The organism is Mesoterricola sp. MK458 (assembly GCF_055384935.1).
Window position 1 is genome coordinate 1431975 of record NZ_AP045075.1, and the last position, 25945, is coordinate 1457919.

The 25945-nt window shown below is 66.1% G+C and carries 25 protein-coding genes and 1 riboswitch; of the genes, 12 read left to right on the forward strand and 13 right to left on the reverse strand.

Features of this window, described 5'->3' with window-relative positions; translation table 11 throughout:
* Positions 1-49: 49 nt before the first annotated feature.
* Entirely contained in the window at positions 50-1753 is a 1704-nt protein-coding gene (locus ACZ5LB_RS06205; protein ID WP_464605311.1) for a hypothetical protein, read from the reverse strand.
* Positions 1754-2290: 537 nt separating this feature from the next.
* Between ACZ5LB_RS06205 and ACZ5LB_RS06210 the strand changes: the two genes are divergently transcribed.
* On the forward strand, positions 2291-3226 hold the full coding sequence (locus ACZ5LB_RS06210) for a class I SAM-dependent methyltransferase (RefSeq protein WP_464605312.1): 936 nt from the start codon (positions 2291-2293) through the stop codon (positions 3224-3226).
* A gap of 46 nt (positions 3227-3272) precedes the next feature.
* Here the strand turns inward: ACZ5LB_RS06210 and ACZ5LB_RS06215 are convergent, their stop codons facing one another.
* From ACZ5LB_RS06215 to ACZ5LB_RS06225, 3 genes are all read right to left on the reverse strand, one after another.
* On the reverse strand, positions 3273-5453 hold the full coding sequence (locus ACZ5LB_RS06215; RefSeq protein ID WP_464605313.1) for a PocR ligand-binding domain-containing protein: 2181 nt from the start codon (positions 5451-5453) through the stop codon (positions 3273-3275).
* Between the two features lie 213 nt (positions 5454-5666).
* The gene (gene ribB / locus ACZ5LB_RS06220) at positions 5667-6290 is read right to left on the reverse strand and encodes a 3,4-dihydroxy-2-butanone-4-phosphate synthase (protein WP_464605314.1); all 624 of its coding nucleotides are present in this window, start codon (positions 6288-6290) and stop codon (positions 5667-5669) included.
* A gap of 3 nt (positions 6291-6293) precedes the next feature.
* A riboswitch (FMN riboswitch) is annotated at positions 6294-6444 on the reverse strand.
* Positions 6445-6484: 40 nt separating this feature from the next.
* Positions 6485-7000: a helix-turn-helix transcriptional regulator gene (locus tag ACZ5LB_RS06225; protein ID WP_464605316.1), complete on the reverse strand. Its 516-nt coding sequence runs from the start codon at positions 6998-7000 to the stop codon at positions 6485-6487.
* A 157-nt stretch (positions 7001-7157) separates the two neighbouring features.
* On the opposite strand from ACZ5LB_RS06225, the gene ACZ5LB_RS06230 reads away from it, so the two are divergent.
* Entirely contained in the window at positions 7158-7946 is a 789-nt protein-coding gene (locus tag ACZ5LB_RS06230) for a cytochrome b/b6 domain-containing protein (RefSeq protein ID WP_464605317.1), read from the forward strand.
* Positions 7947-8257: 311 nt separating this feature from the next.
* Here the strand turns inward: ACZ5LB_RS06230 and ACZ5LB_RS06235 are convergent, their stop codons facing one another.
* Positions 8258-8854: a TetR/AcrR family transcriptional regulator gene (locus ACZ5LB_RS06235; RefSeq protein ID WP_464605318.1), complete on the reverse strand. Its 597-nt coding sequence runs from the start codon at positions 8852-8854 to the stop codon at positions 8258-8260.
* 107 nt (positions 8855-8961) lie between these two features.
* Here ACZ5LB_RS06235 and ACZ5LB_RS06240 point away from each other — a divergent pair, with 107 nt between their 5' ends.
* On the forward strand, positions 8962-9714 hold the full coding sequence (locus ACZ5LB_RS06240; RefSeq protein WP_464605319.1) for an SDR family oxidoreductase: 753 nt from the start codon (positions 8962-8964) through the stop codon (positions 9712-9714).
* A gap of 38 nt (positions 9715-9752) precedes the next feature.
* Here ACZ5LB_RS06240 and ACZ5LB_RS06245 read toward each other — a convergent pair whose 3' ends face one another.
* On the reverse strand, positions 9753-10142 hold the full coding sequence (locus tag ACZ5LB_RS06245; protein ID WP_464605320.1) for a YybH family protein: 390 nt from the start codon (positions 10140-10142) through the stop codon (positions 9753-9755).
* A gap of 163 nt (positions 10143-10305) precedes the next feature.
* Between ACZ5LB_RS06245 and ACZ5LB_RS06250 the strand changes: the two genes are divergently transcribed.
* Both ACZ5LB_RS06250 and ACZ5LB_RS06255 read left to right on the forward strand, forming a co-directional pair.
* The gene (locus ACZ5LB_RS06250) at positions 10306-10626 is read left to right on the forward strand and encodes a type II toxin-antitoxin system RelE/ParE family toxin (protein WP_464605321.1); all 321 of its coding nucleotides are present in this window, start codon (positions 10306-10308) and stop codon (positions 10624-10626) included.
* Positions 10627-10633: 7 nt separating this feature from the next.
* Positions 10634-10921 (forward strand): HigA family addiction module antitoxin, encoded by a 288-nt coding sequence (locus ACZ5LB_RS06255; protein ID WP_464605322.1) that lies wholly within the window; start codon positions 10634-10636, stop codon positions 10919-10921.
* 106 nt (positions 10922-11027) lie between these two features.
* On the opposite strand, the gene ACZ5LB_RS06260 is transcribed toward ACZ5LB_RS06255, so the two are convergent.
* Positions 11028-11714: a tetratricopeptide repeat protein gene (locus tag ACZ5LB_RS06260; RefSeq protein ID WP_464605323.1), complete on the reverse strand. Its 687-nt coding sequence runs from the start codon at positions 11712-11714 to the stop codon at positions 11028-11030.
* Positions 11715-12248: 534 nt separating this feature from the next.
* Between ACZ5LB_RS06260 and ACZ5LB_RS06265 the strand changes: the two genes are divergently transcribed.
* The 3 genes from ACZ5LB_RS06265 to ACZ5LB_RS06275 all read left to right on the forward strand — a co-directional run bounded on the left by ACZ5LB_RS06265 (position 12249) and on the right by ACZ5LB_RS06275 (position 15060).
* A complete protein-coding gene (locus ACZ5LB_RS06265) occupies positions 12249-12401 on the forward strand; it encodes a hypothetical protein (protein WP_464605324.1) in 153 nt (50 codons plus the stop codon).
* Positions 12402-12551: 150 nt separating this feature from the next.
* A complete protein-coding gene (locus ACZ5LB_RS06270; protein ID WP_464605325.1) occupies positions 12552-12734 on the forward strand; it encodes a hypothetical protein in 183 nt (60 codons plus the stop codon).
* 178 nt (positions 12735-12912) lie between these two features.
* Complete coding sequence (locus ACZ5LB_RS06275) at positions 12913-15060, forward strand: ATP-binding protein (protein WP_464605326.1); 2148 nt, start codon at positions 12913-12915, stop codon at positions 15058-15060.
* A gap of 10 nt (positions 15061-15070) precedes the next feature.
* Here the strand turns inward: ACZ5LB_RS06275 and ACZ5LB_RS06280 are convergent, their stop codons facing one another.
* Genes ACZ5LB_RS06280 through ACZ5LB_RS06295 form a run of 4 tightly spaced genes read right to left on the reverse strand, consistent with a single transcriptional unit; the run spans position 15071 to position 18625 of the window.
* Complete coding sequence (locus ACZ5LB_RS06280) at positions 15071-15847, reverse strand: exodeoxyribonuclease III (RefSeq protein ID WP_464605327.1); 777 nt, start codon at positions 15845-15847, stop codon at positions 15071-15073.
* Positions 15844-16176 carry a hypothetical protein gene (locus ACZ5LB_RS06285; protein WP_464605328.1) on the reverse strand — a complete coding sequence of 111 codons (333 nt, stop codon included), beginning with the start codon at positions 16174-16176 and terminating at the stop codon, positions 15844-15846. Before ACZ5LB_RS06285 ends, ACZ5LB_RS06280 begins: the two co-directional genes overlap by 4 nt.
* A gap of 2 nt (positions 16177-16178) precedes the next feature.
* Complete coding sequence (gene metG / locus ACZ5LB_RS06290; protein WP_464605329.1) at positions 16179-18152, reverse strand: methionine--tRNA ligase; 1974 nt, start codon at positions 18150-18152, stop codon at positions 16179-16181.
* Between the two features lie 5 nt (positions 18153-18157).
* Entirely contained in the window at positions 18158-18625 is a 468-nt protein-coding gene (locus ACZ5LB_RS06295) for a peptidylprolyl isomerase (protein WP_464605331.1), read from the reverse strand.
* A gap of 81 nt (positions 18626-18706) precedes the next feature.
* On the opposite strand from ACZ5LB_RS06295, the gene ACZ5LB_RS06300 reads away from it, so the two are divergent.
* Entirely contained in the window at positions 18707-19138 is a 432-nt protein-coding gene (locus tag ACZ5LB_RS06300) for a hypothetical protein (protein WP_464605332.1), read from the forward strand.
* A complete protein-coding gene (locus tag ACZ5LB_RS06305; RefSeq protein WP_464605333.1) occupies positions 19135-20112 on the forward strand; it encodes an alpha/beta fold hydrolase in 978 nt (325 codons plus the stop codon). The genes ACZ5LB_RS06300 and ACZ5LB_RS06305 overlap by 4 nt, the downstream gene beginning before the upstream one ends.
* Here the strand turns inward: ACZ5LB_RS06305 and ACZ5LB_RS06310 are convergent.
* Together ACZ5LB_RS06310 and ACZ5LB_RS06315 are read right to left on the reverse strand one after the other, a co-directional pair.
* A complete protein-coding gene (locus ACZ5LB_RS06310) occupies positions 20109-20405 on the reverse strand; it encodes an HU family DNA-binding protein (RefSeq protein ID WP_464605334.1) in 297 nt (98 codons plus the stop codon). The genes ACZ5LB_RS06305 and ACZ5LB_RS06310 overlap by 4 nt on opposite strands.
* A gap of 147 nt (positions 20406-20552) precedes the next feature.
* A complete protein-coding gene (locus tag ACZ5LB_RS06315; RefSeq protein ID WP_464605335.1) occupies positions 20553-22022 on the reverse strand; it encodes a leucyl aminopeptidase in 1470 nt (489 codons plus the stop codon).
* A 180-nt stretch (positions 22023-22202) separates the two neighbouring features.
* Here ACZ5LB_RS06315 and dnaG point away from each other — a divergent pair, with 180 nt between their 5' ends.
* Together dnaG and rpoD are read left to right on the forward strand one after the other, a co-directional pair.
* Positions 22203-23945, forward strand: a complete 1743-nt coding sequence (dnaG, locus tag ACZ5LB_RS06320) for a DNA primase (protein WP_464605336.1) — start codon at positions 22203-22205, stop codon at positions 23943-23945.
* A 184-nt stretch (positions 23946-24129) separates the two neighbouring features.
* Entirely contained in the window at positions 24130-25842 is a 1713-nt protein-coding gene (rpoD, locus tag ACZ5LB_RS06325; RefSeq protein ID WP_464605337.1) for an RNA polymerase sigma factor RpoD, read from the forward strand.
* Positions 25843-25945 lie beyond the last annotated feature (103 nt).

Below are 25945 nucleotides of genomic sequence, written 5' to 3' on the forward strand. Positions count from 1 at the left end.
TCGACCCGTTCATGGTCTCGCATAAATTTGTGGCGCGCCCCATGGAGGCCTACGGCGCCTCGCGATACAAGACGTAGGTGGCGGGCCCGGTGCCCGGGTCATAGCCCAGCTTCTGAAGAAGGTAGAACTTGTCGTTCTTGTCGAAGCCGAAGTAGGGGCGGGTGGACTCGCTGGGCCCCAGGATGATGGTGGACCAGGTGTCCTGGTCCAAGGTGAACAACTGCTGCCCGGTGGTACCGTGGAACCGGATGGCGATCCGGTCGCTCATCAGGGACCGCGCGCAATAAGTCGGCGAACTGGAACCGGTGAACCCCTTGGTGGCCAGGACCTGGATGGAAGTCCAGGCGCCGCCCACCTTCCGCACATCGCACAGATCCGAAACGTTAACCGAATCCAAGGGAACATGGGCGCGGGTGAAGAAGACATGGAGGTCGCCCCGGTAGCTGAAGACGAAATCCAGGGTGTCGTACCACCCCGCGGTGGCGGTGCCGCTGGGGACCTTTTCCCAATTCCACTGGGCCGGGCCCTGGCGCTGCAGCAGGAAGATATCCTGCCACGCCCCGACCAGGACATGCGGAACCCCGCTGGCGTCGACCGCCAGCCGGAAAGAGCCGAGGGTAGAGGGGGCCGGCGTGATCACGTCCAGCGATTCGGTCTTCCAGGCGCCGTCCGTGCCCTTGAAGGCGTATTCGAGCCCGGCGGCGCTCATGCTTTCCTTCAGCCAGACCAGGTGGAGCCCGTCCGTCCCGTCAAGGGTGAACGTGATGCCGCTCGTGGCAGAACTCTGGTAGAGGATCCTGCGCGCCACCTCTTCGGTCTGCCAGGCCGCTCCGTCGAACCAGGCGTGCGTGATGGCCACCTCGTCGCTGCCCTGCATGACCTTGCGCAGGTACACGGTGTGGGGATGATCGAGGGAATCCAGCTGGAGCATCGGCGCGACCAGGGCCGAGGCATTGGCCAGGGGGTGGGAAACCCAGTCCGTCCCGGAGGGCGTGGCGATCCCGAGACCGCCGTAGTTCAGGTTCTGCGCAAAGGTCCAGGCGCCGCTGGCGTCCATGGCGCCCATCACCGAGGGGGGCATGGACTTGATGGCGGGAGCCGCCAGGGCCAGGGCGCCCGGGGTGGGCAGGGTCATCACCTGCACGGGAAGGCTGGCGGCCACCATGGAAGTCCCCCTCCGGGCCTCGACGCGGTAGGTGTAGAACCCGGTTGCCAGTTGGAGGTCCTGGTAGAAGGCGGCGGTGGGGGCGAGGTGCGCGATGTCCTGATAATAGGGGTAGGCGGAATAGCCGCTGGCCCTTGAAACCACCACTTCGGTCGCCTCCGTGCTGCGGTTGTCCCAGGTGAGGATCACCCCTTCCACCAGCGGCGTCGCGCCCAGGGCGACCGGGGCCTTCAAGGAGGTGGAAAGGATGTAGCTGACGGCCTGCGCGGCCTTCGACCCCTTGGAATAGGTCACGCGATAGTTGACGTAGGTGTTCTCGGGAGCCTGGGCATCCAGATAGGTGGTGCTTCCGAACGGGACGCCGGGAATCACGGTCCAGGTGTTGGCCCCGCCGTAGGTGGTGCTCTCGCCTCGCTCCAGCGTCAAGGAATCCGCAAGGGCACTGTTGTTGGTCCACTTCAGGGCGATTCCCTCCGCACCGCTGACGGCGCTGTCGAAGGTGGGCCTTTTGAGCCCGATGGAGGAAGAGACCACATTGCTGTACGGCGAAGTGGCCGTTCCCTGGACGGCGCGCATCCGGAACTTCATTTCCGTATCCTCAGGCAGCGCCGAAGGATCAAAGGAAAGGTAGCCGAAGGTCCAGCTGGCCGGGATGAGGTCCGTTCCCACCCTCGCGAACGTGCCGGCGCCCACAGCCGATTCGAATTCATAGCCGTCGATCTTGTTCGCAGGCGCGGTCCAGGTGAATTCGAGGCTGGGCGAGGTCCCAAGGTCTCCTGTCACCTTTAGGTTGGTGGGGCCGTTCAGGGACGGCGTGCTCCCTCCCCCCCCGCCCGAACCGCAGCCCCACAATCCCAACAACGGGAGCAGACCAAAGAGGACAATTGACCAGAGGGAGGACCGGGCCATGGGTTTTCTCCAAGGATGACGCTGCGGGATGTCCCGAGTTTGACCGCCCCGGGGAAACGTTTCAAGCCTCAACGCTGCCCCGAAACCCTGGAGCGCCTTGACGGGGCCGGGATCCGGACCTATTTTTAAGCGCTTTCGTCGAGATAATGAGTGCTTCAAATACAAGGGCTTCACCTTCAGCCCGGACGCCCGTGCCGGGAGCGTGGGGTATCGCCAATGGAACCGAAGCCCGAGTCCATCACCCACCTGCACCTGCTGGCGATCGTGTTGACGGAACTGGGGCGCTTCGAACGGGAGCCGGTCATCCGGATCCTGGATCTGGGTTGCGGCAACGGCCACCTCATGGGCTATCTGCATGAAATGCTCACCTCCCGCTACCCGGAGAAGCGGTTCGAGATCTGGGGGCATGACGTGGAGGAGTACAACGGCCATGGCCCGGACCTGCTGGCCACGACCCTGGCCCACCTCCACCAGCACCACCCCGACGTTCCCTGGGAAGGGTTCGTGCGCGTCATTTCCGCCACCGGGCCGTGGCCCTACCCCGACGGGTTCTTCCAGGTGATCCTCACCAACCAGGTGATGGAGCAAGTGGAGGAACCCGGCCGGATCTTCGCCGAGATCCAGCGGGTCCTGTGCGAGGGGGGATTCTCCGCCCACCTTTTCCCCTTCACGACCCACATCCAGGAGGGCCACCTGAGTCTGCCCTGGGTCCACCGCATCCAGAATTTCGAATTGCTGATGGGCTACATCCGGTTCATGAGCAGGCTCGGCTTCGGCCTGTACCGCAGGCGCCGTGAGCGCTACTCCCTGGAGGAATACACGGAGAAATACGCCGACTTCCTCCGCCTCTGCACCCACTACATGCCCGCCCGGCGCGCCTTTGCCCTGGCCAAGGAGCACCACCTGCGGATCTCCTTTCCCTATACCCAGAACTACTACTTCCAGAAGCTCCGGTCCCTCCTCGCCCTGGCGCCCCGGTACCGCTACCGCCTGCGCCGCAGGCCCATCCTCGACTGGCTGGCCTATTCCACCCTCAAGTACATGAATTGCATCACCATGTTCCTGGAGAAGAAGGACGCCTACAGCCTGCCGGACCCCGTTGGGCGGGCGCCCATCCAATCCGCCGCGGCCGCGTTGCCGGGCCGGGGTTGACTCCGCCCACCCCGCCGCAACGGCGGGCGGCCGCGGGGATCCAGGCTCACCTCAGGCCGATCTTCTCGACCTGCTTCCGGAGTTCCTTCAGGCCGAAGGGTTTCGAAAGGATGGTGACGCCCGGATGGGCGGCGGCCAGGGTCAGGGAGGTCTGGTCCACGCGGCCCGTGGCGAGCAGGACAGGCACCTTGGGGCGCAGGGCCCGCAGGCGGGGCAGCGTCCCCATGCCGCCCAATCCCGGCATGTTCATGTCCAGGATCACCAGGTCAGGCTCGAGCCCGCCTTCCAGCAGCGCCAGAGCCGCCTCGCCGCTCAGGGCCGGCGTCACCGCCGTGCAGCCCAGGAACTCCAGGATGGCCTGGGTGGAGCTCTGCACCAGGTCGTCGTCATCCACCAGCAGCACCTTCAGGGATCCGGGGGCCGGCCCGGCCTCGTCGGAAACCGCGGGCGCCGGGGAGTGGGCGTCGGTTTCCCGATCGCAGGCCGGGAAGCGAAGCCGGACGCGGGTGCCCTTGCCGGGCTCGCTCTCGATCGCCATCCGCCCCCGATGCGCCTTCACCGTGCTGAAGACCATGGAGAGGCCCAGCCCCGTGCCCTTACCGGTTCCCTTGGTCGTGTAGAAGGGCTCCATGGCTTTGTCCAGGACCTCCTTGGACATCCCCGTCCCGTTGTCCTGGACCACCACCTCGATCCCGTCCTCATCGACATTGCGGGTGTGCAGCGTGAGGGTGCCGTTCTCCGCCATGGCATCCACGGCATTCACGCAGAGGTTCATGAACGCGGGGGCCAGGGCGCCGGCGTCGCCCATGATGGGCCGCAGATCCGCCGCCAGGTTCATCTCCAGGCGAACCTTCGCCATGGTCGTGCGCTCCAGCAGGGCCGCCTGCTCCCGGAGAATCGCATTCACGTCGAGCCGGTTGTTCTCGGCAGGGCTCTGGCGGGCGAAGCTCAGCAGGCTCTTGACCATCTTGCCGCCCCGCTCGGTGGCCTTGCAGATGGTGTCCAGGGCCTGGTGCAGCGGGCTGCCCACGGGCTGGGTTTCCAGGTGGGCCGAAGCCAGGCCGAGGATGGCCGCAAGCACATTGTTCATGTCGTGGGCGACCCCGCCCGCCAACGTGCCCAGGCTTTCCATCTTTTGGGATTGCTGAAGCTGGGCCTGGAGTTCGCGGTTCCTCTCTTCGGCCGCCTTCCGCTCGGTGATGTCCTCGTAGATGCCGAGCACCGCGAAGGGATGGCCGTTCCCGTCCAGCAGCGGTGCCTTGGAGGTCTCCACCTCCAGATGTTTGCCGTCGGCCTGCTGCTGCGTCTCGAGGATGCGCAGCTTGGGCTGGCGGGTTTCCAGCACCATCCGGTCATCGGCCCGGTAGGCTTCGGATTCCTCCCGTGTCCACGGCAGGTCGAAGTCCGTCTTCCCGATGATCTCCTCCGGATCCTCCACCCCGGCGGCCCGGGAGAAGGGTTTGTTGCAGCCCAGGTACCGCCCCTCCGGGTCCTTCCAGAAGACGGATTGGGGAATCGTGTCCAGGATCATGAAAAGCATCGCCTGGCTCTCCCGCAGGGCCGCCTCCGATTTGCGCAGGGCCAGGGCCGACCGGGACTGCTCCCGTATGAATTCCGCGGACCGGATGTTGCTCATGGTGAACCGGGACACCAGGTCGGTGAACTTCACCAGGAAATGCATCAGCCGTTCGACCTGGTCATGGCTGAACCGGGGCACCCGGTCGAGGGCCGCGAGGTAGGCCTCCTTGTCGTAGCCGAAGGCTTCGGCCTGGGCTTCGAAGGCCTGCCGGTCGATGACCTCGTCGTCATAGAAGAACTGGCCCGTGTAGATGTTCCCCAGGTGCCGGTCGCCCACATAGAGCGGGGTCACCACGTCCCAGAGGCCGTTCTTGCACTTGTACGCGACGAACTCGCCCCTTCGCACGTGGCCGGCCAGGTACAGGTCGCTCTCGATGCAGTTCTTGCAGGAGGCCCCATGGGCACGGTGGAACTTCGTGCAGATGTCCTGCCAGCCCACCGCCACCAGGACCTTTCCCTTCAGGTCGAGGATGGCCGTGACCGTGAAGGTGATCCTGGCGTAATCCTCCATCAGCGACTGCAGCACCGGGGCGTTGAGCAGGACCTCCAGGTCCCACTCGCCGGGCGCCGTTTCACCATCCCCGGCCCACAGGGGCTCCAGACCTTCCCCGTCGCCCGGGATCGAACCTTTGAGGTCCCCCGCGTTCATTTCAGGTGCCCTTTCAGAAAGGTTGCGTGGCCAGGTTGTTGAAGTTTAGGGCCGGGGGCCCCGCCCCGGTGCGCGGATTCGGGCTGGGAAGGAAATTCAGGCCCGGACGGATGGGTCGGCCCCGGATCCGGCCATGTTCATTACACAGGTAATCCTACCTGGATTTCGAGGCGAGGATTGGCCCCCGGTCCCGCGCGACCGCCCCGGATGCGTTCAGCCCCCCGCCACCGCCGCGGCCTCCGTCGCCTCCACCAGGGCCTCCACCGTCAGGAGGGGAAAGCCCTGTTCCCGCGCGAACCGTTCCAGTTCGGGCCCCCGCATCATGGTGCCGTCCGGGTTCATGAGCTCGCACAGCACCGCCATGGGCCGGAAACCGGCCATGCGGGCCAGGGCGATGGAGCCCTCCGTATGGCCCTGGCGCCCTTTCAGGCCGTCGCGGTGCCCCTGCAGGGGGAACACGTGGCCCGGCCTGGCCAGGTCCCCGGGGACGGCCCCCGGCCTGATGGCCGTGCGGATGGTCACCACCCGGTCGTGGGCCGAAACGCCGGTGGTGACGCCTTCCTTGGCCTCGATGGACACCGCGAAGGCGGTCCCGTTCCTGCTTTCGTTGACCTGCACCATCTGGGGCAGGTCCAGGCTCCGCGCCGTCTCCTCCTCGATGCAGAGGCAGACGATCCCGCTGCACTCGCGGATCATCATGGCCATGATTCGTTCGTCGATCATCTCCGCGGGGATGATCAGGTCCCCCTCGTTCTCCCGCCCCGGATCATCCATGAGGACAACCGCCTTGCCCGCCCGGAACGCCCGGACGGCACTTTCAACGTCGCCAAAAGGCATGAGTCACTCCTTCTCTCATCCGGACTCTAACCGTCGGCTCCGGACTTGGACCGGATCTGCTGACCCCGTGATTGACGGGCGCTCGCGGGCTCGGCGGGTCCTCGGACCTCGCCCCACCGCCGGTGGGGACTTTCACCCCGCCCTGAAGAAAATGGTACGTTGCCGAAATGCAACCTGATTAGTATGACCCCTTTTCACCGTTCGGGGGAACCTGCTGGACCGGCGGCCCCGGATCGCCCCCCACTGGGCGCCAGCAGATCCTCCAGGAAGAACGCCGCCAGTTCCGCCCGCCCCACCAGCCCCGCCTTCCGGTAGATCCCCTGGGCCTGCTGGCGGGCGGTGGCCTCGCGGGTGTTCCGCAATTCCCCGATCTCCCGGGTGGAAAGCCCCTTCAGCAGCAGCAGGGCGATCTCCCGTTCCGCCGGGCTCAACCCCCACCGGTCGAACTGTTGATCGATGGCCAGGGAGAGGCCCTGCACGAAGGCGCCGGCCTCCTCCTGCCAGCGCCGCGATTCCTGGCGGGTGGCCGCCAGGTCCGCGGTGAGCCTTCGCACCTGCTCCCGCCGGGTCCTCAGGGCGAACAGCACCCATCCCGCGGCGCCCAGGGCCGCCAGGGCCGCCAGCGCCTCGACCAGCAGGTGGGCCGGTCCGGTCGCGTGCTGGGCCCGGTCCGTGACCAGGTCGGCCACCAGCAGGCCGGCGATCAACACCAGGATGACCCCCAATCCGATCCGGTGAGGCCATCGGCCATCTGTCTGATCCGCCATGGTATTCCTTTGGATTTCAACAGTATAAACGATAATGAGACATTCGTCGGATGGCGCAGGGCCCCCGGGAACCGAGCCTGGGGGTCTCAAGGAGGCTCGAATGCAGCAACCCCCCGATCCCCGTCCTCAGGAAGCCGAGGCCAGCCAGGAGAAAGCATCGAGTCTGCTCTGGGACGGGCCGACCCGGATCCTCCATTGGGCCATGGCCGGCCTGTTCCTGGGGGCCTTCTCCATTGCCGTGACCAGTTCGAAGCATGGCACGGTCTTCCCGGCCCACGCCGCCCTGGGCCTGCTCCTGGGCCTGGCCATCCTCCTGCGGGTCCTGTGGGGGTTCGTGGGTTCCAGGCCGTCCCGGTTCGCCTCCTTCCTGCACCGCCCCACCGCCCTGGTGACCTACCTGAAGGAAGCCCTGTCCGGCCAGGACCGGCCGGCCAATGGCCACAATCCCGCCGCCAGCTATGCCGCCTACGCCATGCTCCTCCTGCCCCTGGCCCTGGCGGCCACCGGCATCGCCATGGGCCGCGGCGCCGAATGGGCCGAGGAGGTCCACGGGGCCCTGGCCTACACCATGCTTGCCGTGATCGCCGTCCATGTCCTCGGCCTGGCCTGGTACACCTACCGCCACGGCGAACCCATCGCCCTGAGCATGGTCCACGGCCGGCGCCGCCTGCCCCAGGGCGATTCCATCCCTTCCTCCCGCCCCTTCATGTCGGTCGCCGTCCTCCTCGTCCTGGCCGGCGGCGGCACCCTGCTCTGGAAGGGCCTGGACACCCGCAAACGGACCATCCACCTCCCGGGCCTGACGACGCCCCTGGCGGTGGGGGAGGTCGAGAAGGACCGTCAAGGCGAGGGCGGCCATGGGGAGGGCCATGACGAGGACGACGACTGACAGGCGGGTGGACCCGATTGGAGAACGTTTGATCCAGTTAAGGCCAGCCTCTTCGGCATGGATCCCCGGTCATGAGGCGCGCCCTGCCCATGACAGGCGTCGTCGTGACGGCCCATTGGACCCTCCTGAATCGGGTTGAAGCTCTGACCGGCCTGTCCGGGGCGTTTAGGTGAACCCGTCGAAAGAATCAAACGCTGGGGCGCAGAGGACTCGCTGGGGCGCTGGGAAAAGAAGGAGAACCTTGGGGCGGATGCCTGGTTGTGCCGGCGCTGAAGGGGGAGGCATGACCGCCAAAAGAATTCATATTTGCCTTATTTTCCCGCTCCAAAACGCAGTCCATCCACCAGCAAATCGACCATCCGGCGCGCGTGTTCCGGGTCACGGCCACGGCCGGCGCTGCATAGGTTCGCGACGGCCACCAGCAGGTCGTCGGGATCGGTGCCTGAGCGCAGGCTTTTGGCTTCGACGGCGGCGTCGAGCAACGAAGTCAGCGCCGGGCGCAGTCGTTTGTTGAAGTAATCCGGAAGCGCCTGGTACGCGGGGTCGCCGGAGTACAAGGCCTTGCAGAGCCCCAGCTTCGTGCGGATGAAATCCACGTAGCGCCCCAGCCAGAGGGAGAGGGCCGTGACGGGGGGGTGCTCCTTTGCGAGGGCCACGGCGGCAGCGGCGCAGGCGTCGACGCTGCTCTGGAAGACCGCCACGATGAGGTCGGACCGCTGCGGGAAATGCCGGTACACGGTGCCCAGCCCAACCCCCGCGCGTTCCGCGATTTCGCGCACCGGCGCATCCACGCCCGATTCCATGAAGACCTTCGTCGCCGCCTTCAGGATGGAATCCCTCTTGCGCCGGGCATCGGCCCGTTTCGGGCGGGGTTGCCCTTCCTCGGGAACGATCGGTGGATTTTTCATGAAGGAGCCCTTGCATATGGAACAATGTTCCGTATATTGGCAATCGGAACACCGTTCCAGGTACCCCCAGCATAAGAGAAGTCCCACACCAAAGGAAGGAGTTGTCCATGCCAGAACATCGGGTTGCCCTCATCACCGGGGCGAACAAGGGAATCGGTCTGCAGATCGCCAAGGACCTGGCCAGCCACGGCCTTACGGTTCTCGTCGGCTCCCGGAATCCAGCAAACGGCGAAACGGCGGCCGCGACCATCGGCGAAAAGGCCCACGCCATTCAGCTCGACGTGACGGACCCGGCCTCCATCACCGCGGCGGCCGAGCGCATCCGCAAGGAATTTGGACGCCTCGACGTGCTGGTGAACAACGCCGGCATTGTCGGCGAGTTCCCCGAAGGCACCTCCTTCGAGGACCGCCTGGCGTTCAACGCGCCCAGCCTGGCGCCGCTCAGCTACATCCGCGCGGTCTACGAGACGAACGTCTTCGGCGTAATTGCCGTCACCCAGGCCATGCTGCCTCTGCTTCGCGAAGCCCCGGCCGGACGCATCGTGAACATGGGAAGTTCCTCGGGTTCGCTCACCCTGAATGCGAACCCCGAGTTCCAGTACCGCCACGTCTTTGGCGCCGCCTACAGCCCCTCCAAGACCGCCCTGAGCGCCACCACGCTCGCGTTTGCCATCGAGCTGGAGAAGACGGCCATCAAGGTGAACGCCGTCTGCCCCGGCTTCGTCGCCACGGACCTCAACGACCACCGCGGCTTCCGCACGGTCGAGCAGGGTGCGAGGCAGGCGGTGAAGATGGCGCTCATCGGCCCCGACGGCCCGACGGGCACGTTCACGGACGAGGATGGCACCGTGCCCTGGTAGGAATGCGTTCGGGCCTCCTCGCGGGCGCCAGTCTCCGTTCAGGACCGGAGGAGGCTGGTGCCATAGGAGTTGTCCACGGCGCAGCGCCAGGCCCCCTCCGGGTCCCGGATGAAAACGTAGGTGGCCTCCCGCTCCTCGAGGACTTCGAGGCCCGCGGAATCCTTGAACCGGATTTCCACCCTGCCCAGGACCAGCGCCGTGGGTCCGCCCTCCAGGACAACCAGCTTGTCCTGCCGGACCTGCAGGGTATGGTTGAAGTGCTCCGCGATGGCCGTGAAGGCCCTCCTGATCTGCGCCTTTCCCGTTGCGTTCACCCCAGGCTGGACCACAAGCGTGGCGTCCTCGGTGTAGAAGGCCGCGACGGCGTCCAGGTCCTCCCGGTTGATGGCCTCGTCGGCGGCGTGAATGATGGCCTCGAGTTCATGCATGGCTTGGCTCCCCTTCCCTCCAGGGTCGCCTGGATGCCCTTCCAACCGCATGAGTATGCGTGCAGATAGTCGCACCATTTGAAGTTCGAATAACTTCCCGGCCGGTTCGGCCTGCAAAGGTTCAGGGGAAGAAGGCTAATTCACTATTGCACGGTATCCGTGTATGCCTACCATGAAGCTTGGAGGCTGGCGAGTGATTGTGACCTTTGGTGATTTGTCAACGAAGGCCCTTTACGACAGCAGCCCTCGAAAGGACTTCAAAACCTTTCCGCCAACCATCCACGGATCAGCGCTGAGAAAGCTCGACATGCTCAATGCTGCAACGACTCTCGGTGATTTGAGATCGCCGCCAGGCAACCGTCTTGAAGCCCTTGACGGAAATTTGATCGGTTGGCACAGCATCCGGATCAACGATCAATGGCGAATCCTTTTCCGCTGGCAAGGTTCCGATGCCGCAGACGTTCAAATAGTCGATTACCACTGAGGCTTCCATGATTCCGACCCACCGCATTCCGACCCATCCCGGAGAAATCCTTCTTGAGGAGTTTCTGGTCCCGATGGCAATCACCCAGGTTCAGCTGGCAAGCCATATCGGGGTACCAACGCAGAGGGTAAACGAGTTGGTGCGCGGCAAGCGTGGCGTGACGCCCGATACCGCCTGGTTGCTGAGCAAAGCTTTTCAAACAAGCCCCGAATTTTGGCTTAATCTGCAAACGGCCTATGACCTGGCCAAGACTCGTCCGCATCGGACGGTGAGGCCGATGGGAAAGGTCAGCTAGACGTTGATGTGGGTCGTACAAGTCAAGCCCGACTCCGGCCTCTCTCTGCCGAGCGCCAGGGAACACCTTGCCCTGGACTCGATCAGGAGGGGGACACCCCATCCCTTCACTTTGTCACCGTGCGCACTCCAACCCGACCTGAAGCTATCGCGTCATACAATTCGCGCGTCTTCTTGTCGTCAGGATGCTTGTCGAGGTAGGTCTTGAGGCTTTTCGTCGCCTTCTCCTTGTCTCCCAGTTGCAAGTAGGCAATCCCCAAGGAGTAGGTTGCCCGGGAATCTCCAAGGGATACAGCTTTCTCCAGGTAGGGTATGGCCTCCAGCGCTTTGCCTGCGCCACCCAGGAAGGCTCCGTACATTTGATTCCCCGTCAGATCGTCCGGCCTCATCGATAACCACTTCTGGAAGATCGCGTCCGCCTTCTGCGCCATTCCAGGGATATCAAGGTTGTGCCCAATGGAGCCCAACATCGCGGCTCTCTGCAGGAAGTAGATGGGTGGGGTCGGGACGTTGATGAGGGTGTCCAACCAGGTCGAGAGATTGACGACATCCTTGGCTGCCCTTTCATGGTCACCAGGACTGTCGAAATGAACGGGGTAGTCGATGGCATGGCGGGCCAGGTCATCGAGAACTTGATCCAGGAACTTCATCTTCCCGTTCGGGTCCATCTCGGGCCCTGCCCCGCCCTTTCCGACCAGGGGTTCAAGCGCGTACGTTCCATACGCCTGACCAAAGAGGGAGAAGGACCCTCCGATGGCAATAATGCAAGCAACCAGTGCGGGCCTAATAAGCATGAGTGAGCCCTTTCGGGGTGGATGAGCGGATTGCTCAGCAATGGCCATTCAGGCTACGGCATGACTGGGAAACGCCGGAAGGGAATGTTGACCGGCCCGGCTTGCGGTGCGGCTGGCTGAGATGGACGAATGACTTCATCAAGGCCGGAGCCGAAGAGAGAATGGTTGGGACAACGTTACCATCGGCAGCCAAGCTCCCAGTCCTCCACCAGACGCCCACCCGAGGGATCCAGTCTCCCCTAAATCGCTCCCGGGTTTCTCCCTGGACCCAGGGCCTGGGTCCAGGTTGGGATTCCCGTGCCAGATTTGGTACCACCCCCCCCCCCTCCGTCCAAAGCCTCCCGGAAGACAAGGATTCCCCTCGGAACCCCAGATTTCCCATTTCTCCGTTCGCCTTCTCTGTTAATTTCGCTTTTTGCCCTTGACAAGGTACGGACAAAAAGCGAAATTAGTCCAGAAGGCAGTTCCGAAAAGGCGAAATCGAGGGGTGCTCGAATGTCTAAATCCTTTGGCTACAAGCTTCCTGGTTACTTCATGGAATACGGTCCCATCGCGGCGGCCAGCGAAGAGGCGGCGCGGGTGGAGATCCGGCGGCGGCTGGGGGTGCGCAGGCTGCCTTGGGGGCTTCAGGTTTGGGACCTCAAGGACCGGCCCCTGGTGCGGTGGAAGGTTGACCAGGCGTCCTGAGGGGCGGGGAGGGGAACCTTCCCCCGCGTGGCGCGGGTCAGGCAAAAACAGATTCATTCATAATTTCATCTGATTTCCGGGAACCGGCGGGGGGTTCGGCGCACCTTGGGTGAGCTTGAAACCTCACAATCCGTTCGACCGGAGGCATGGATGATTCCGTCGTCACAGTCTTCCTGTGTGCTCTCCCCCAAGCTCGTGGTCTATTGCGATGAGGAGATCGTGAGCCCCCGGCTCAAGCGGTTCAGTTCCCTGATCCCGTTCCGGCCCTGCGAGAAAAGGCCGCCGGGGGAGAAGGTGCCCCGGGGGATCCGCAGGACGGATCTCCAGCGGTGAGGATGTAAATTTTTCATAAAAAAGGCTGGACACACCGTTCCAGGTGATTGAGCCTTGAAGAAGGCAACCGCCTTTAGACGGTATTTTCATGGTCATACATCGGCACCCAGCCAAGGGTTTGCCCTCCGACGGGGAGGAGCCAAAGGAGGGGTCCGGCCCCGGAGAACTGCTTTCCGGAATGGATCACGTGTGGCGGAGCACCTTCGACGCGGTGCCCGATCTCCTGGCGGTGCTGGATGAGAACCGGAACCTCCTCCAGGTGAACAAGGCCCTTTTGGGGCGGCTGGGCCCGGCGGGTAAGGAGATCCTGGGCAGGCCCTGCTATGAGGTCTTCCACCATGCGGACGGCCCGGTGGAGGGTTGCCCGCTCCACGAGACCCAGCGCGACGGCCTCACCCACGATGCGGAAGTGCGGGTGGAGGGGCTGGGCGGGGACTACCAGGTGCGCACCTCTCCCATCTTCGACGACCAGGGCCGCATCCGCGGCACGGTCCATCTGGCGCGGGACATCTCGGACCGCCGGTTACGGGAGCGCGGGCTCCAGCAGTTGAACCGCATGGTGCAGGCCCTGAGCCGGAGCAGCCAGGCCATGGCCCGGGCCCAGGACGAGGCGGGCTACCTGGACGAGGTGTGCCGCGTCGTGGTGGAGGACTGCGGGTGCTTCCTGGCCTGGATCGGCTACAAAGTCCACGACCCTGAGCAGTCCATCCGCCCCATGGCCTGGGCCGGGTTCGAGGACGGCTACCTGGGGACCCTGCGCCTCACCTGGGGCGACCACGAGCGGGGCCGCGGGCCCACGGGGATGGCCATCCGCTCGGGGCAGGCCAGCCTGTGCCGGAACATGGATACCGATCCGGACTTCGCCCCCTGGCGCCAGGAAGCCCGCGCCCGGGGCTACGCGTCGTCCCTGGCCCTGCCCCTCATGGAGGGCAGCGAGGTCTTCGGGGTGCTGACGGTCTACGCGGCGGAAGCGGAAGCCTTCACCGACCCGCAGATCCGGGTCCTGGGCGAACTGGCCGGTGACCTGGCCCGGGGCATCCTCAACCTCCGGCTGCGCGAGTCCGAGCGCAAGGCCCAGGAGGCCCTCCGGGAGAGCACGGAGGACCTCAAGCGCCTCAACGACGAGCTGGAGCAGCGCGTGCAGGAGCGCACCGCGGACCTGGTGCGGGCCAACGAGGCCCTCACGGCGCGGATCCTGGACCGGGACCGGGCCCTGGCGGCCCTGCGCGAGAGCGAGGAGAAGCTGCGCCACGCCCAGAAGATGGAGGCCATCGGCACCCTGGCCGGCGGCGTCGCCCACGACTTCAACAACCTGCTCCAGGTCATCAACGGGTATTCGGAGATGTCCCTGGAGCGCCTCGAGCAGGACCACCCCCTGCGCGGGCACCTGGAGACGATCCAGAGGGCGGGCCAGAAGGGCGCGGCCCTCACCCGGCAGCTGCTGGCCTTCAGCCGGAAGCAGGTGCTCGCCCCGGAACTCCTGGACCTGAATTCGCTCTTCCGGGAAATGGAGATGTTCTTCCAGCGGGTGGTGAAGGAGGACATCCGCCTGGTGTTCGCCCTGGATCCGGGCATGGGACCCGTGGAGGCCGACCACAACCAGTTGGAGCAGGTGATCATGAACCTGGTGGTCAACGCCCGGGACGCCATGCCCAAGGGCGGCACCCTGACCCTGGAGACCCGGAGCCGCCAGGGCTTCGCCACCTTCTCGGTGACCGACACCGGCGACGGCATGGCTCCCGAGGTGGTGGGGCGGATCTTCGAGCCGTTCTTCACCACCAAGGGCGTCGGCAAGGGCACCGGGCTGGGCCTGAGCACGGCCCTGGGCATCGTGGAGCAGAGCGGCGGGACCCTGGAGGTGCATTCGACGCCGGGCCTGGGCACCACCTTCACCGTCAGCCTGCCCTTCGCGACGGACCTGGTCGCCAAGCCCCAGGCCGCGGAGGAACCCGAGCCGGCGACGGGCACCGAGACCATCCTGGTGGTGGAGGACGACGAAGGGGTCCGCCAGCTCACCGCCCACCACCTGCGGGCCGCGGGCTACCAGGTGCTTGAGGCCCAGGACGCCGCCACGGCCCTGGAGCTGCTCCACACGTTCGGCGGCGCCGTCCATCTCCTCCTGACCGACGTGGTGATGCCGGGCATGGGCGGCCGCGAACTGGCCCACGCCGTCCGCGGCCTGCGGCCTGACATGAAGGTCGCCTACATGTCGGGCTACCCCGATGCCCTGGCCGCGACCGACGACGCGTGGACGGAGAGCATCCTGATCTCCAAGCCCTTCGACCGCGCCAAGCTCCTGTGCATGGTCCGCACCGCGCTGGACTAGGCCGGTAAGGCTAGTCCAGGTCGATGCTGATCGGGCAGTGGTCGGACCCCATGACGTCCGCGTGGATGCGGGCGTCCTTCACGCGCGGGGCGAGGTCGCGGCTCACCAGGAAGTTGTCGATGCGCCACCCGACGTTCTTCTCACGGGCGCCGCCCCTCGCCGTCCACCAGGTGTAGAGGCCCGGGACGCCGGGGTTGCGCTCCCGCAGGACGTCGACCAGGCCTTCCTTCAGGTAGAGCCGGAAATCCTCCCGCTCCTCGTCCGTGAAGCCTGGGCTCATGCGGTTGTCCTTGGGGCGGGCCAGGTCGATGTCCTCCGGGGCGACGTTCATGTCGCCGGTGAGGATGATCCGCTCGCCGCGGGCGTGGCGGGCGTGGATGTCCGCGGCCAGGTCGCGCGCGAACTGGCGCTTGAAGGGCAGGCGCACCAGGCCGGAGGAGGCGTTGGGGAAATAGCCGGCCATGAAGGTCAGGTCGCCCCGGGTGCTCACGACCATTCGGCCCTCCTGGTCGAACAGCTCCAGGCCCAGGCCGTGGGTGTGCTTGAAGCCCAGGTCCTTCTTGGTGAGGGTGGCGCTTCCGGCATAGCCCTTCTTGCTGGTGGAGGGGAACCAGGCCACGTCGAAGGCGCTTTCCAGGTCGCGGCGGACGCCCAGGTCCACCTGGTCCCAGTCGGCGCGGATCTCCTGGAGCGAGAGCACGTCGGGATCGGCCTTCTCCAGCCAGTCCATGAAGCCGCTCTTGAGCACGGCGCGGAAGCCGTTGACGTTCCAGCTGAAGAATTTCAAGGCAGCTCCTTCACGATGCGGTCCAGGAGGCGGTCCGTGCGCCAGCGCATCCAGCCCAGGAGGAGAAAGGCCCCCCAGCCCCGGAGCCTGCCGTCCAGGCTCAGGTGCGCGCCCCGCTCATGCGGTTCGGCGCGCAGGGTGCCTTCCTCCACGGCGCCCAGCGCGTGGTGCTGCCAGCGGAGGATGAGGGCCTCGCCGGCGCGTTCCGCCGGATGGAGGCCAGGGCAGGCCCGCAGGCAGGGCAGTCCCGCCTGGAGCCGTTCGCGCACGAGTTCGAGGGGAGCGTCGGTCAGGACCTCCTCCTGGAATCGGAATACGGGTGTTTTCATGGCTATCGGACGACAAACCCGGGGCGGGCATCGTCGGGGGGCGCGACGAGGTAGGGTTTGGAGTTGTTGTCGCTGGCGGCCAGGAGCATGCCGTGGCTCTCGATCCCCATGAGGGCCCGGGGCGCCAGGTTCGCAACCACCACGACCTTGCGGCCCACCAGGTCCTCGGGGCTGTAGGCCGCGGCGATGCCGCCCAGGATGGTCCGCTTCTCGAAGCCCAGGTCGACGGTCATCTTGATGAGTTTCTTGCTCTTGGGCACCGCCTCGGCGGTGAGCACCTGGCCCACCCGCAGGTCGGTCAGGGCGAAGGTGTCGTAATCCACCACGTCCTTCAGGGCGGGCACCTCCAGGGGCGCCTCCGTGACGGGGGCGGCGGGAGCGGGGTCGGACCCCGCGAGGTCGCTCATTGCGGTCTCCTTGTCGATGCGTTGGAAAAGGGGCTCGGGGGCCAGGGCGGGGCCGGGGGCCGGCGCGTCGTAGGCGAAGTCCGCGAACCGCTGGGAAGCCACCTGGCCGGCCTGGCCCAGGCAGGCCCAGAGGGTCTGGGCCAGTTCGGGCATCACGGGCGCCACCAGCACGGCGGTGGCCCGCAGGGCCCGGTAGAGCACGCAGAGCACCGCGTCCAGCTTGTCCTTGTTGGCGTCGTCCTTGGCCAGCTTCCAGGGCTCGGCCTTGACGATGTAGCCGTCCAGCTGGCGCAGGTAGGTCCAGAGCCCATCCAGGGCGCCGTGGAAGTCGTTGGCCTCGGCCCGCTCCAGGTAGGCGGCGGCGGCGAGGCGCCCGGCTTCCAGCGCCTCCCGGTCCTGGTCGTCCAGCACGGAAGGGGTGGGCACGACGCCCGCGCGGTACCGCTGGAGCATGCTGAGGGTGCGCGAGGCCAGGTTGCCCAGGCCGTTGGCGAGGTCGGCGTTGAGACGGTCCATGAAGCCCTCGAAGGAGAAGCTGCGGTCGAGACCCACGGTCATCTCGCGCATGAAGAAGAAGCGCACCGCGTCCACGCCGAAGGTGAGGAGCTCGTCCGGGCGCACGACATTGCCCTTGGACTTGGACATCTTGTCCTCGCCCATGAGCCACCAGCCGTGGGCCAGGATGGTGCGTGGAAGCAGCTCGCGGATGCGCGCGGGCAGTTCCCCGTTCAGGTCGTCGCCCTCCTGGCGGTGCATGGCCATGAGGAAGGCCGGCCAGTAGATGGCGTGGAAGCGCAGGATGTCCTTGCCCACCAGCTGGAAGGTGGGGGGCCAGAAGCCCTCCCGGCACGCGGAGAGGTAGTTGAGCAGCGCGTCGAACCACACGTAGACCACGTGTTTCTCGTCGCCGGGCACCGGAATGCCCCAGGTGATGCTGGTGCGGCTGATGCTCAGGTCCTCCAGGTGGCCCCGGGCGCCGCCCGGGGCCACGAACTGCTTGACCTCGTTCAGGCGGAACTCGGGCCGCACGAACTCGGGGTGCTTCTCGTACAGCTGGATGAGCCAGTTCTCGTAGGCCGAAAGCCGGAAGAAGTAGCTCTCCTCCTTGAGCTCCACCAGCTGGTGGGCGAGGCCCTGGGCCTGCAGCTCCTTGGCCTGGGTCTCGGTGACGTAGGCCTCGTCGCTCACGGAATAGAGCCCGACGTAGGTGTCCTTGAAGATGTCGCCCGAGGCCAGGAGCTGCTGGAACTTGGCCTGGACGGTCTCCTTGTGCCGGGCGTGGGTGGTGCGCACGAAGTGGTCGTGCGTGAGGCCCATGCGCTTCCAGAGGTTCTCGAAGTTGGGCACGACCTCGTCGGCCAGGGCCTTGGGGGTGATGCCCCGGGCGGCCGCGGCCTTCTCGATCTTCTGGCCGTGCTCGTCGGTGCCGGTGAGGAAGTACACCTCCTCCCCCATCATCCGCCGGTGCCGGGCCATCACATCCGCCAGGACGGTGGTGTACGTGTGGCCGATGTGCGGCCTGTCGTTCACGTAGTAGATGGGGGTGGTGATGTAGCAGCGTTCCGACACGATTCCTACTCCTCGGTGACTTCGGCCTTGATGATGCGGTCGTTGGCCCTGATGGCCTGGACGACGGCGATGTCCTCGGCGCTCACGCACTTGCCGAAGACGGTGTGGACCCCGTCCAGGTGGCGCACGTTGGACGCGTCGCCGTTGACGATGAAGAACTGGCTGCCGCCGGTGTCCTTGCCGGCGTGGGCCATGGAGAGCGCGCCCAGCTCATGCTTGTGGGGATTGCCGGCGGTCTCGCACTTGATCCTCCAGCCGGGGCCGCCGGTGCCCGGGGCGCCGCTGGCGCCTTCGCGGGTGTTGGGGCAGCCGCCCTGGATGACGAAGGAGGGGATCACCCGGTGGAAGGACAGGCCGTCGTAGAAGCCCTCCCGGGACAGCTTCACGAAGTTGGCCACGGTGCCCGGGGCTTCCTTCGGGAACAGATCCACATTGATGTCGCCCTTGCTGGTTGTCAGTTTCACGCGGGTCATGGTCGCTCCTCGGGTCAAACAACCAGCATAGCTTGTGGCGGCGAGGGTTCAAAATAGGTAGTCTCAAGGCTGGAGGTTTCCATGATGGGATCCCTGAGTAGAGCCGCCTTCGCGGGCTGCCTGATCCTCGCGGCCGGCCTGGCTTGCGGCAAGCCCAAGGCCATCAAGCCCGGGAAGCCCGTTCCCCCGGGAGCGGTCATGCTCCAGTTCACCAAGAAGGTCGGCGGTCCCGTAGACCTCACCATCGACGGCATGCGCATCCCCGTCCAGCAGACCAGCAAGAAGTGCAAGCGCCTGACCGTCACCGGGCTCCCCGCCGGAAAGCACCGGGTGGTGCTCCTCAGCCCCTTGGACGCCTTCGGTCCCGACCAGCTGGACGTGGAGATCACGCCCGGCAAGGGATCCTTCCACGTTCTCTACTCCCAGCAGTTCAAGGCGGTCCTTTACGGAAAGCCCGAACCCACCCCCACGGCTGAAGGCATTCCCGGAGTGGTGGCGCGGCTCGAACCTTGAGGGTCCTGAAGTCCCCGGCCTGGCTCATCCTGGGACTCGCTCTACCGACCCTGGCGGTCCTGGGTGTCTTCGTGGTCGCCAGAGCCCGGTCCGTGGCCCGGGAGCTGACGGACCCGCCCTTCTACCACGTGCCTTCCCTGGAGCGGGTGGAGGCCACCTATCGCGACCTGGCCCGGGGCGGCTACGGCGACCCGGGCGGGACCTGGGAGACCTTCGACGCCGGACCCCGCCGGGTCTGGTACCTGCGCCGCGCCGAGCCCGCGCGCGGGGTGGTGCTCATGCTCCACGGCTTCGGCGACGACCGCTGGGGCACCAGCCCCGCCCTGCGCCAGTTCCCGAAGCTGGACGCGGCGATCTTCACGTACCTGGGCCGCGACGACGCCCTGCGCGAAGGCCGGCCCGCGCCCCCCATCACCCTGGGCGCGAAGGAATCCAGGGAGGTGGCCGCCGTGGTGCACGCCCTGGAGGCCCGTGGCTACCCCCGCCGGCACATCATCCTCCTGGGCCGCAGCCTGGGGGCCAGCGTGGCCCTGCTGGCCCTGGCGCAACTCGAGCGGGAGGACCGGGGCCCCCTGGGCGGGGTCATCTGGGAAGGCGCCCCCGCCAGCAGCCGCGACTTCGCAGAGCGCCTGGTGCGCGGCCCCGAGGACCGCTTCTGGCACCGGTTCCTGGCCCCGGTCATCGGCAGCCTGGGCAGTGCCTGGGCCGCCAGCCGGGGCGGCTACGATCGCGACGACACCGACCTGCGCCTGCGCATCGACGACCTGCGCCTGCGCACGCCGAGCCTGTGCTTCCTGGCCTCCCAGGACCGCCTGGCCTCGCCCCCGGTGCAGCGGTGGGTGGCGTCGCGCTTCAAGGTGAACCGCACCGTGGAGGTGCCCACCTGGCACCTCCACTGCGCCGAGATCCTGGGCGCCGGCTACGGGGAGGCGGTGCGGGCCGCCACCGAAAGCTGGATGCCGGGCACTGACTAATCGTCGATGAGGCGGCTGCGCAGTTCCTTGCCGAGCTTGAAGTAGACCACCCGCTTGGGCGGAACATGGATGGACTGGCCGCTGCGGGGGTTCCGGCCCTGGCGCGCCTTGCGGTCGCGCAGGCGGAAGGAGCCGAAGCCGCGCAGTTCGACGCCTTCGCCGCGATGGAGGGATTCCACGATGCTGTCGAGGAAGGAATTGACCATGAGGTCGGCATCCTTCTTGGGCATCTCGAGGTTCTCGATGAGATGTTTGGACAGGTCCGCTTTGGTGAGGGTTTCCATCGTTTCCATGAATGTCTCCGGGCACGCGGATGGGGGTACGTGTCACCAATAAGATCCTCTGATCCCGCAATACGTCAATAGCACAAATGCCGAGGCATAAAAAAACCGGGAAGGCCCAGCCCTCCCGGTTTTTTTATATGAGCGATAAATCGCTGATTAAGCCAGGATCCAGTCCAGCAGCCAGCGCGGGCCTTCCCCGGTGGCGCCGTGGGGACGGAAGTCGCGCTCGGAGGAGGACCAGTTGCCCGAGAGGTCCACGTGGGCCCACGATCCCACGGAGACGAACTCCGAGAGGAAGAGGCCGGCGGTGATGGACCCGCCCCACTTGGTGCCGGTGATGTTCTTCACGTCGGCGACCTTGCTGCGCAGGGCCTCCTTGTATTCCTCCACCAGGGGCAGCTGCCAGAGGTACTCGCCGGAGCGGGAGCCGGCGTCCAGGAGCCGCTCCACCAGCTTCTGGTCGGTGCCCATGACGCCCGAGACGCCGTCGCCCAGGGCCACGACGCAGGCGCCCGTGAGGGTGGCCAGGTCCACGATGTGGTCGGCGCCCATGCCCGAGGCGTAGTCCAGCAGGTCGGCCAGCACCAGGCGGCCCTCGGCGTCGGTGTTCAGGACCTCGATGGTCTTGCCGCTGCGGGCGCGGATGACGTCGCCGGGCTTGTAGCTGGTGCCCGAGGGCATGTTCTCCACCAGGCCCATGAGGCCGGTGACCTGGATGGGGGCCTCCAGCTGCGCGCAGGCCACGAGGGTGGCCAGCACGATGGCCGCGCCGGTCATATCGTCCTTCATGGTCTCCATGCCGCCGGCATCCTTCAGGGACAGGCCGCCCGAATCGAAGGTGACGCCCTTGCCCACCAGGACGATGTGGCGCTTGGCCTTCTCCTTGGGCTTGTACTCCAGCTTGACCACCCGGGCGGGACGCGCGGAACCCTTGGCCACGGCCAGCACGGCGTTGAAGTTGCCCTTGGCCAGCTCGTCGGGACCCATGACCTCGATGCCCAGCTTGTGGGCCTTGGCCAGCTTCTGGGCTTCGGCGGCGAAGGACTCGGGGTGCAGGTCCGAGGCGGGGGTGTTGGCCAGGTCCCGCACGCGGTGGCAGGCGCCCACGCCGGCCTCGATCTGGGGGAGGCGGCGCCGGGCCTTGCGGGTGTCGTCGCCGTTGGTGAACACGTCCAGGCTCTCGAAGCGCTTGGGCTCGGGCTTGCCCTTGAAGGCGGCGAAATCGTAGTCGGCCAGGAGGGCGCCTTCCAGCACCGCCACCTGGACTTCGTCGTGGTCCAGGGAGGAGGTGGAGGGGCTCACGATGCCCACCCGCTTCCAGCCCTTCTTGAGGGCGTTGCGGGCGGCAGTTCCCACCGCCTTGCGAATTTTGTTGTGGGTAACGGCCTCTTCTTCACCCAGGCCGACGAGAAGCATCCAGCGGCAATCTTTCACTCCATTGGGGTGGTGGAGCGGCACAACTTCAAGATAGTCCGCCTTGAAATCGCTTTCGTCCATGACCTGCCGCGCGACCTTGCTGATGGCGAGGGGCAGCCTGTGACGCTCGCGGCCCGAGAATACCGGGACGATCAGCACATCGCCCGAGAAGTCCTTGCCTGTCTGGGAACTGATTTCGATGGTAGGCATAGCGCTCCTTGAGGATTACGGAAACCATACTAATACGGAACGAGCCTGTGGAAATTCTTTTTTTGGCCCCTTATTGGCACCAGGGGATCGAATGTCTAGCGTTGATTTTTTTGAGATCGCCATCGCCACCCTTGCCACCGGCGAGGTTCTCAAGCAGTCTTGAGGGCGGGGATACGGGGAATGCGGGACAGGGAACTCGTGCAACGCATCAAGGACGCGACGGACTTGGTGGCGCTGGTGGGACAGGCCGTCAAGCTCAGGCGCCAGGGTTCCGCCTGGGTGGGACTCTGCCCCTTCCACAGCGAGCGCAGCCCCAGCTTCCAGGTGGTGGCCGACCGGGGGTTCTACCACTGCTTCGGATGCGGCAAGCACGGTGATGCCTTCACTTGGATCATGGAGCGGGAGGGCCTGCCCTTCCCCGAGGCCCTGGAGCAGCTCGCCCGGTCGGCAGGCATCGACCTGCCCCGGCAGCGGGAAAGGCCGGCCGCCGAGCTGGACCTGGAGGCCCGCCTGCGCCAGGCCCTGGAGACCGCCCAGGCCTTCTACGAGCGCAAGCTGGCCGAATCCCCCAAGGCCATGGACTACCTCAAGGGCCGGGGCATGACGCCCGGGTTCATGCAGGAAGCCGGCCTGGGCTACGCCCCGGACGCCTGGGAGGCCCTGGTCACCCACCTGAAGGCCCAGGGCTTCTCCCTGGAGCTCCTGGAGCAGACCGGGCTGGTTTCCCGCAGCGAACGGGGCAGCTTCCTGGACTTCCTGCGGGACCGGCTGGTGATCCCCATCTTCGACGCCCGGGGAAAGGTCATCGCCTTCGGAGGCCGGGCCTTCGGGGACGCCAAGCCGAAGTACCTCAATACCCGGGAGACCTCCCTCTTCCAGAAGGGCTCGGTCCTCTATGGGTTCCACCGGGCCAAGGGGCAGCTGCGGGACGGCGCCCTGGTGGTGGAGGGCTACTTCGACGTGCTCCAGCTCCACCAGCAGGGCATCCACCAGGCCGTGGCGCCCCTGGGCACCGCGCTCACCGAAGGCCACCTGCAGCTGGTGGGGCGGTTCACCAAGCGCCTCATCCTCTGCTTCGACGGGGACGCCGCGGGCCTGCGCGCCATGGAGAAGAGCCTCAAGCTGGCCCTGCCCATGGGCTTCGACGTGCGCCTCCTGCTCCTGCCCCAGGGGGAGGACCCCGACACCTGGTGCATGGCCCTGGGGGCCGACGCCTTCCGGGAACTCATGGGCAAGGCCCCGGACTGGACCAACTTCATCATCAATCGTGCCCTGGAGGGCAAGGACCTGCGCAGGACCGCCGAGCGCATGGAAGCCCTGCGGGAGCTGGCGGGCTTCCTGGCCTACCTGCCCCACACCCCCGAGCAGCGGGAGCTGTTCGCGAGCCTTGCCCACGAGCTGAAGATCCCCCTGGAGGAGCTGGACAAGGCCATCAAGGCCCGGGCCCAGGCGCCCCAGGCCGCCGACGCGGTGGCCCCGCCCCCGGTGGCGGAGGTGGACGACCTGCTGCGGCCCCTCCTCCTGCTTGCCAAGGATCCGGCGTTCCTGGCCCGCCTCGCGGCGACCCCCCCGGCCTGGTGGGAGTCCCTCACGGGGGCGCCCCTGCTCCAGTGCCTCCTGGACGCCGCCGGGGACGAGTCGCACATCCCGCCCGAGGCCCTTGCCCAGTTGCGGCACCTGGAGGCCCGGTGGAGCGTGAAGGATGACGCCGAGCTGGTGCCGGACCAGGTGTTCCTGAAGCTGGAAATGGCCTTCGTGGAGCGGGAGAAGCAGGCCCTGAGCCGCCAGCTCCTGGACCCCTCGGTGATGGTGGACCCCGAGCTTTCACGGCGCCTGACCCTCACGGTGAACGACCTTCTCCAGCGCGGGGCCAGGCTGGGCAAGGAACTGGCCGGCCTGAGAAGGAAATCCTTCTCGCGGTAAACATTTCCCGTGAATCGCGCATCTAATTTGTAATTCCCCCTTGCCTGGGGGGATTGATTTCCTATACTGAGTAATTCTAGGTGCCTTGTCACGATGGGTTAACTCTGCCCTCGACTCGGCTCCGAGACTCCAATACGCGACAGACACCTTGGATCCTGTGATCCCGTGGTTCTTTGAGGTATTAATGGTCCCAAACCCGGCCCGTGAAAGCTACTACCAGCTCACGAAAGCACTCATCTCCCTGGGTAGGACCCGCGGATACGTCCTGGTGGACGAGCTCAACTCGTTCCTCCCGGATTCCGCCTCCTCCCCCGCGGACCTCGACAACCTGATGGGCATGTTCGCCAAGCTGGCCATCGGCGTGGGCGCCACCGAGGCCGAGGCGCTCATGGCCCGGGAGCAGTCCGAGGCCGAGGCCGTCTTCGTCGACGCCCCCCCCAAGCTGGACAAGGACCTGGAAATCGACATCGACGGGCCCGACGGCGACAAGTTCAACGACCCGGTCCGGATGTACCTCAAGGAAATGGGCACCGTCCCCCTCCTCAAGCGCGAGGACGAGGTGGAGATCGCCAAGCGCATCGAAGTGGGCGTGCGCAGCGTCATGAGGGCCCTGTCCCGGTCCCGGCTGGCGTCCAGCCTCCTCATCGACATCGGCCGGATGCTCAAGGAGAATCCCGGCAAGATCCGCGAGGTGGTCGGCCTCTCCGACGAGGTGGACGAGGACGAGGATGCCGAGAACACCTCGGCCACCCAGCACGTGCACCACCAGTTCGAGAAGCTCCTGGTGTACGAGCAGGCCCTGCAGGAGCTCCTGGAGCTCAAGGCCAGCGGCAAGCCCCTGCCCAAGAAGCGCCACCTGGACCGCGAGATCCTCATGGCCCGGGGCCGCGTGAGCCGGCAGATCCGGCGCCTGGGCCTCAACAGCCTGGCCGTCACCCGCCTCATCGACAAGATCACCCACCACCACATCCAGGTGATGAACGGGGAGCGCAAGCTCCGCGAGCTGAAGGACCGGCTCAAGAACCCCGCCTTCGCCAAGATGAAGGAGCGCTACACCAACGACATCGCCCACATCGAGGCGGAAATGGCGCGCTTTTTCGCCAAGTTCGAGACGGTGAGCGAACAGTTCCACGCGGACTACAACATCCTCAAGCAGGCCGAGAGCATCAGCAGGGCCGCCAAGGCCGAGCTCATCGAGGCCAACCTGCGGCTGGTGGTCTCCATCGCCAAGCGGTACACCAACCGCGGCCTCCAGTTCCTGGACCTCATCCAGGAGGGCAACATCGGCCTGATGAAGGCCGTGGACAAGTTCGAGTACAGCCGCGGCTTCAAGTTCTCCACCTACGCCACCTGGTGGATCCGGCAGGCCATCACCCGCGCCATCGCGGACCAGGCCCGCACCATCCGCATCCCGGTGCACATGATCGAGACCATCAACAAGCTCATCCGCACCCAGCGCGAGCTGGTGCAGAAGCTGGGCCGGGAACCCTCCAGCGAGGAGATCGCCCACGCCATGGACATGCCCGTGGGCAAGGTCCGCAAGGTGATGAAGATCGCCCAGGAGCCCATCAGCCTGGAGACGCCCATCGGCGAGGAGGAGGACTCCCACCTGGGGGACTTCATCGAGGACAAGGGCGTCGTCTCCCCCGTGGAGCAGGTGGTGAGCCAGCGTCTGAAGGAGACCGTCAACCAGGTGCTCCAGACCCTCACCGAGCGGGAGGAAAAGGTTCTCCGCATGCGCTTCGGCGTGGGGGACGAGGCTTCGGAGCACACGCTGGAGGAGGTGGGCAGCGAGTTCGCCGTCACCCGCGAGCGCATCCGGCAGATCGAGTCCAAGGCCCTGCGGAAGATCCGGCACCCCCGGTATTCCAAGACCCTGAAAGCATTCCTGGGTTAAGGGCCGGAACGCGGACAATGGCGGGGAACACGTGCTCAGGCATGTGTTCCCCGCTTCCGTTTCAGGGGGCGCCGCGGCTCGAATGGTTTTCATTTGCCGGGGA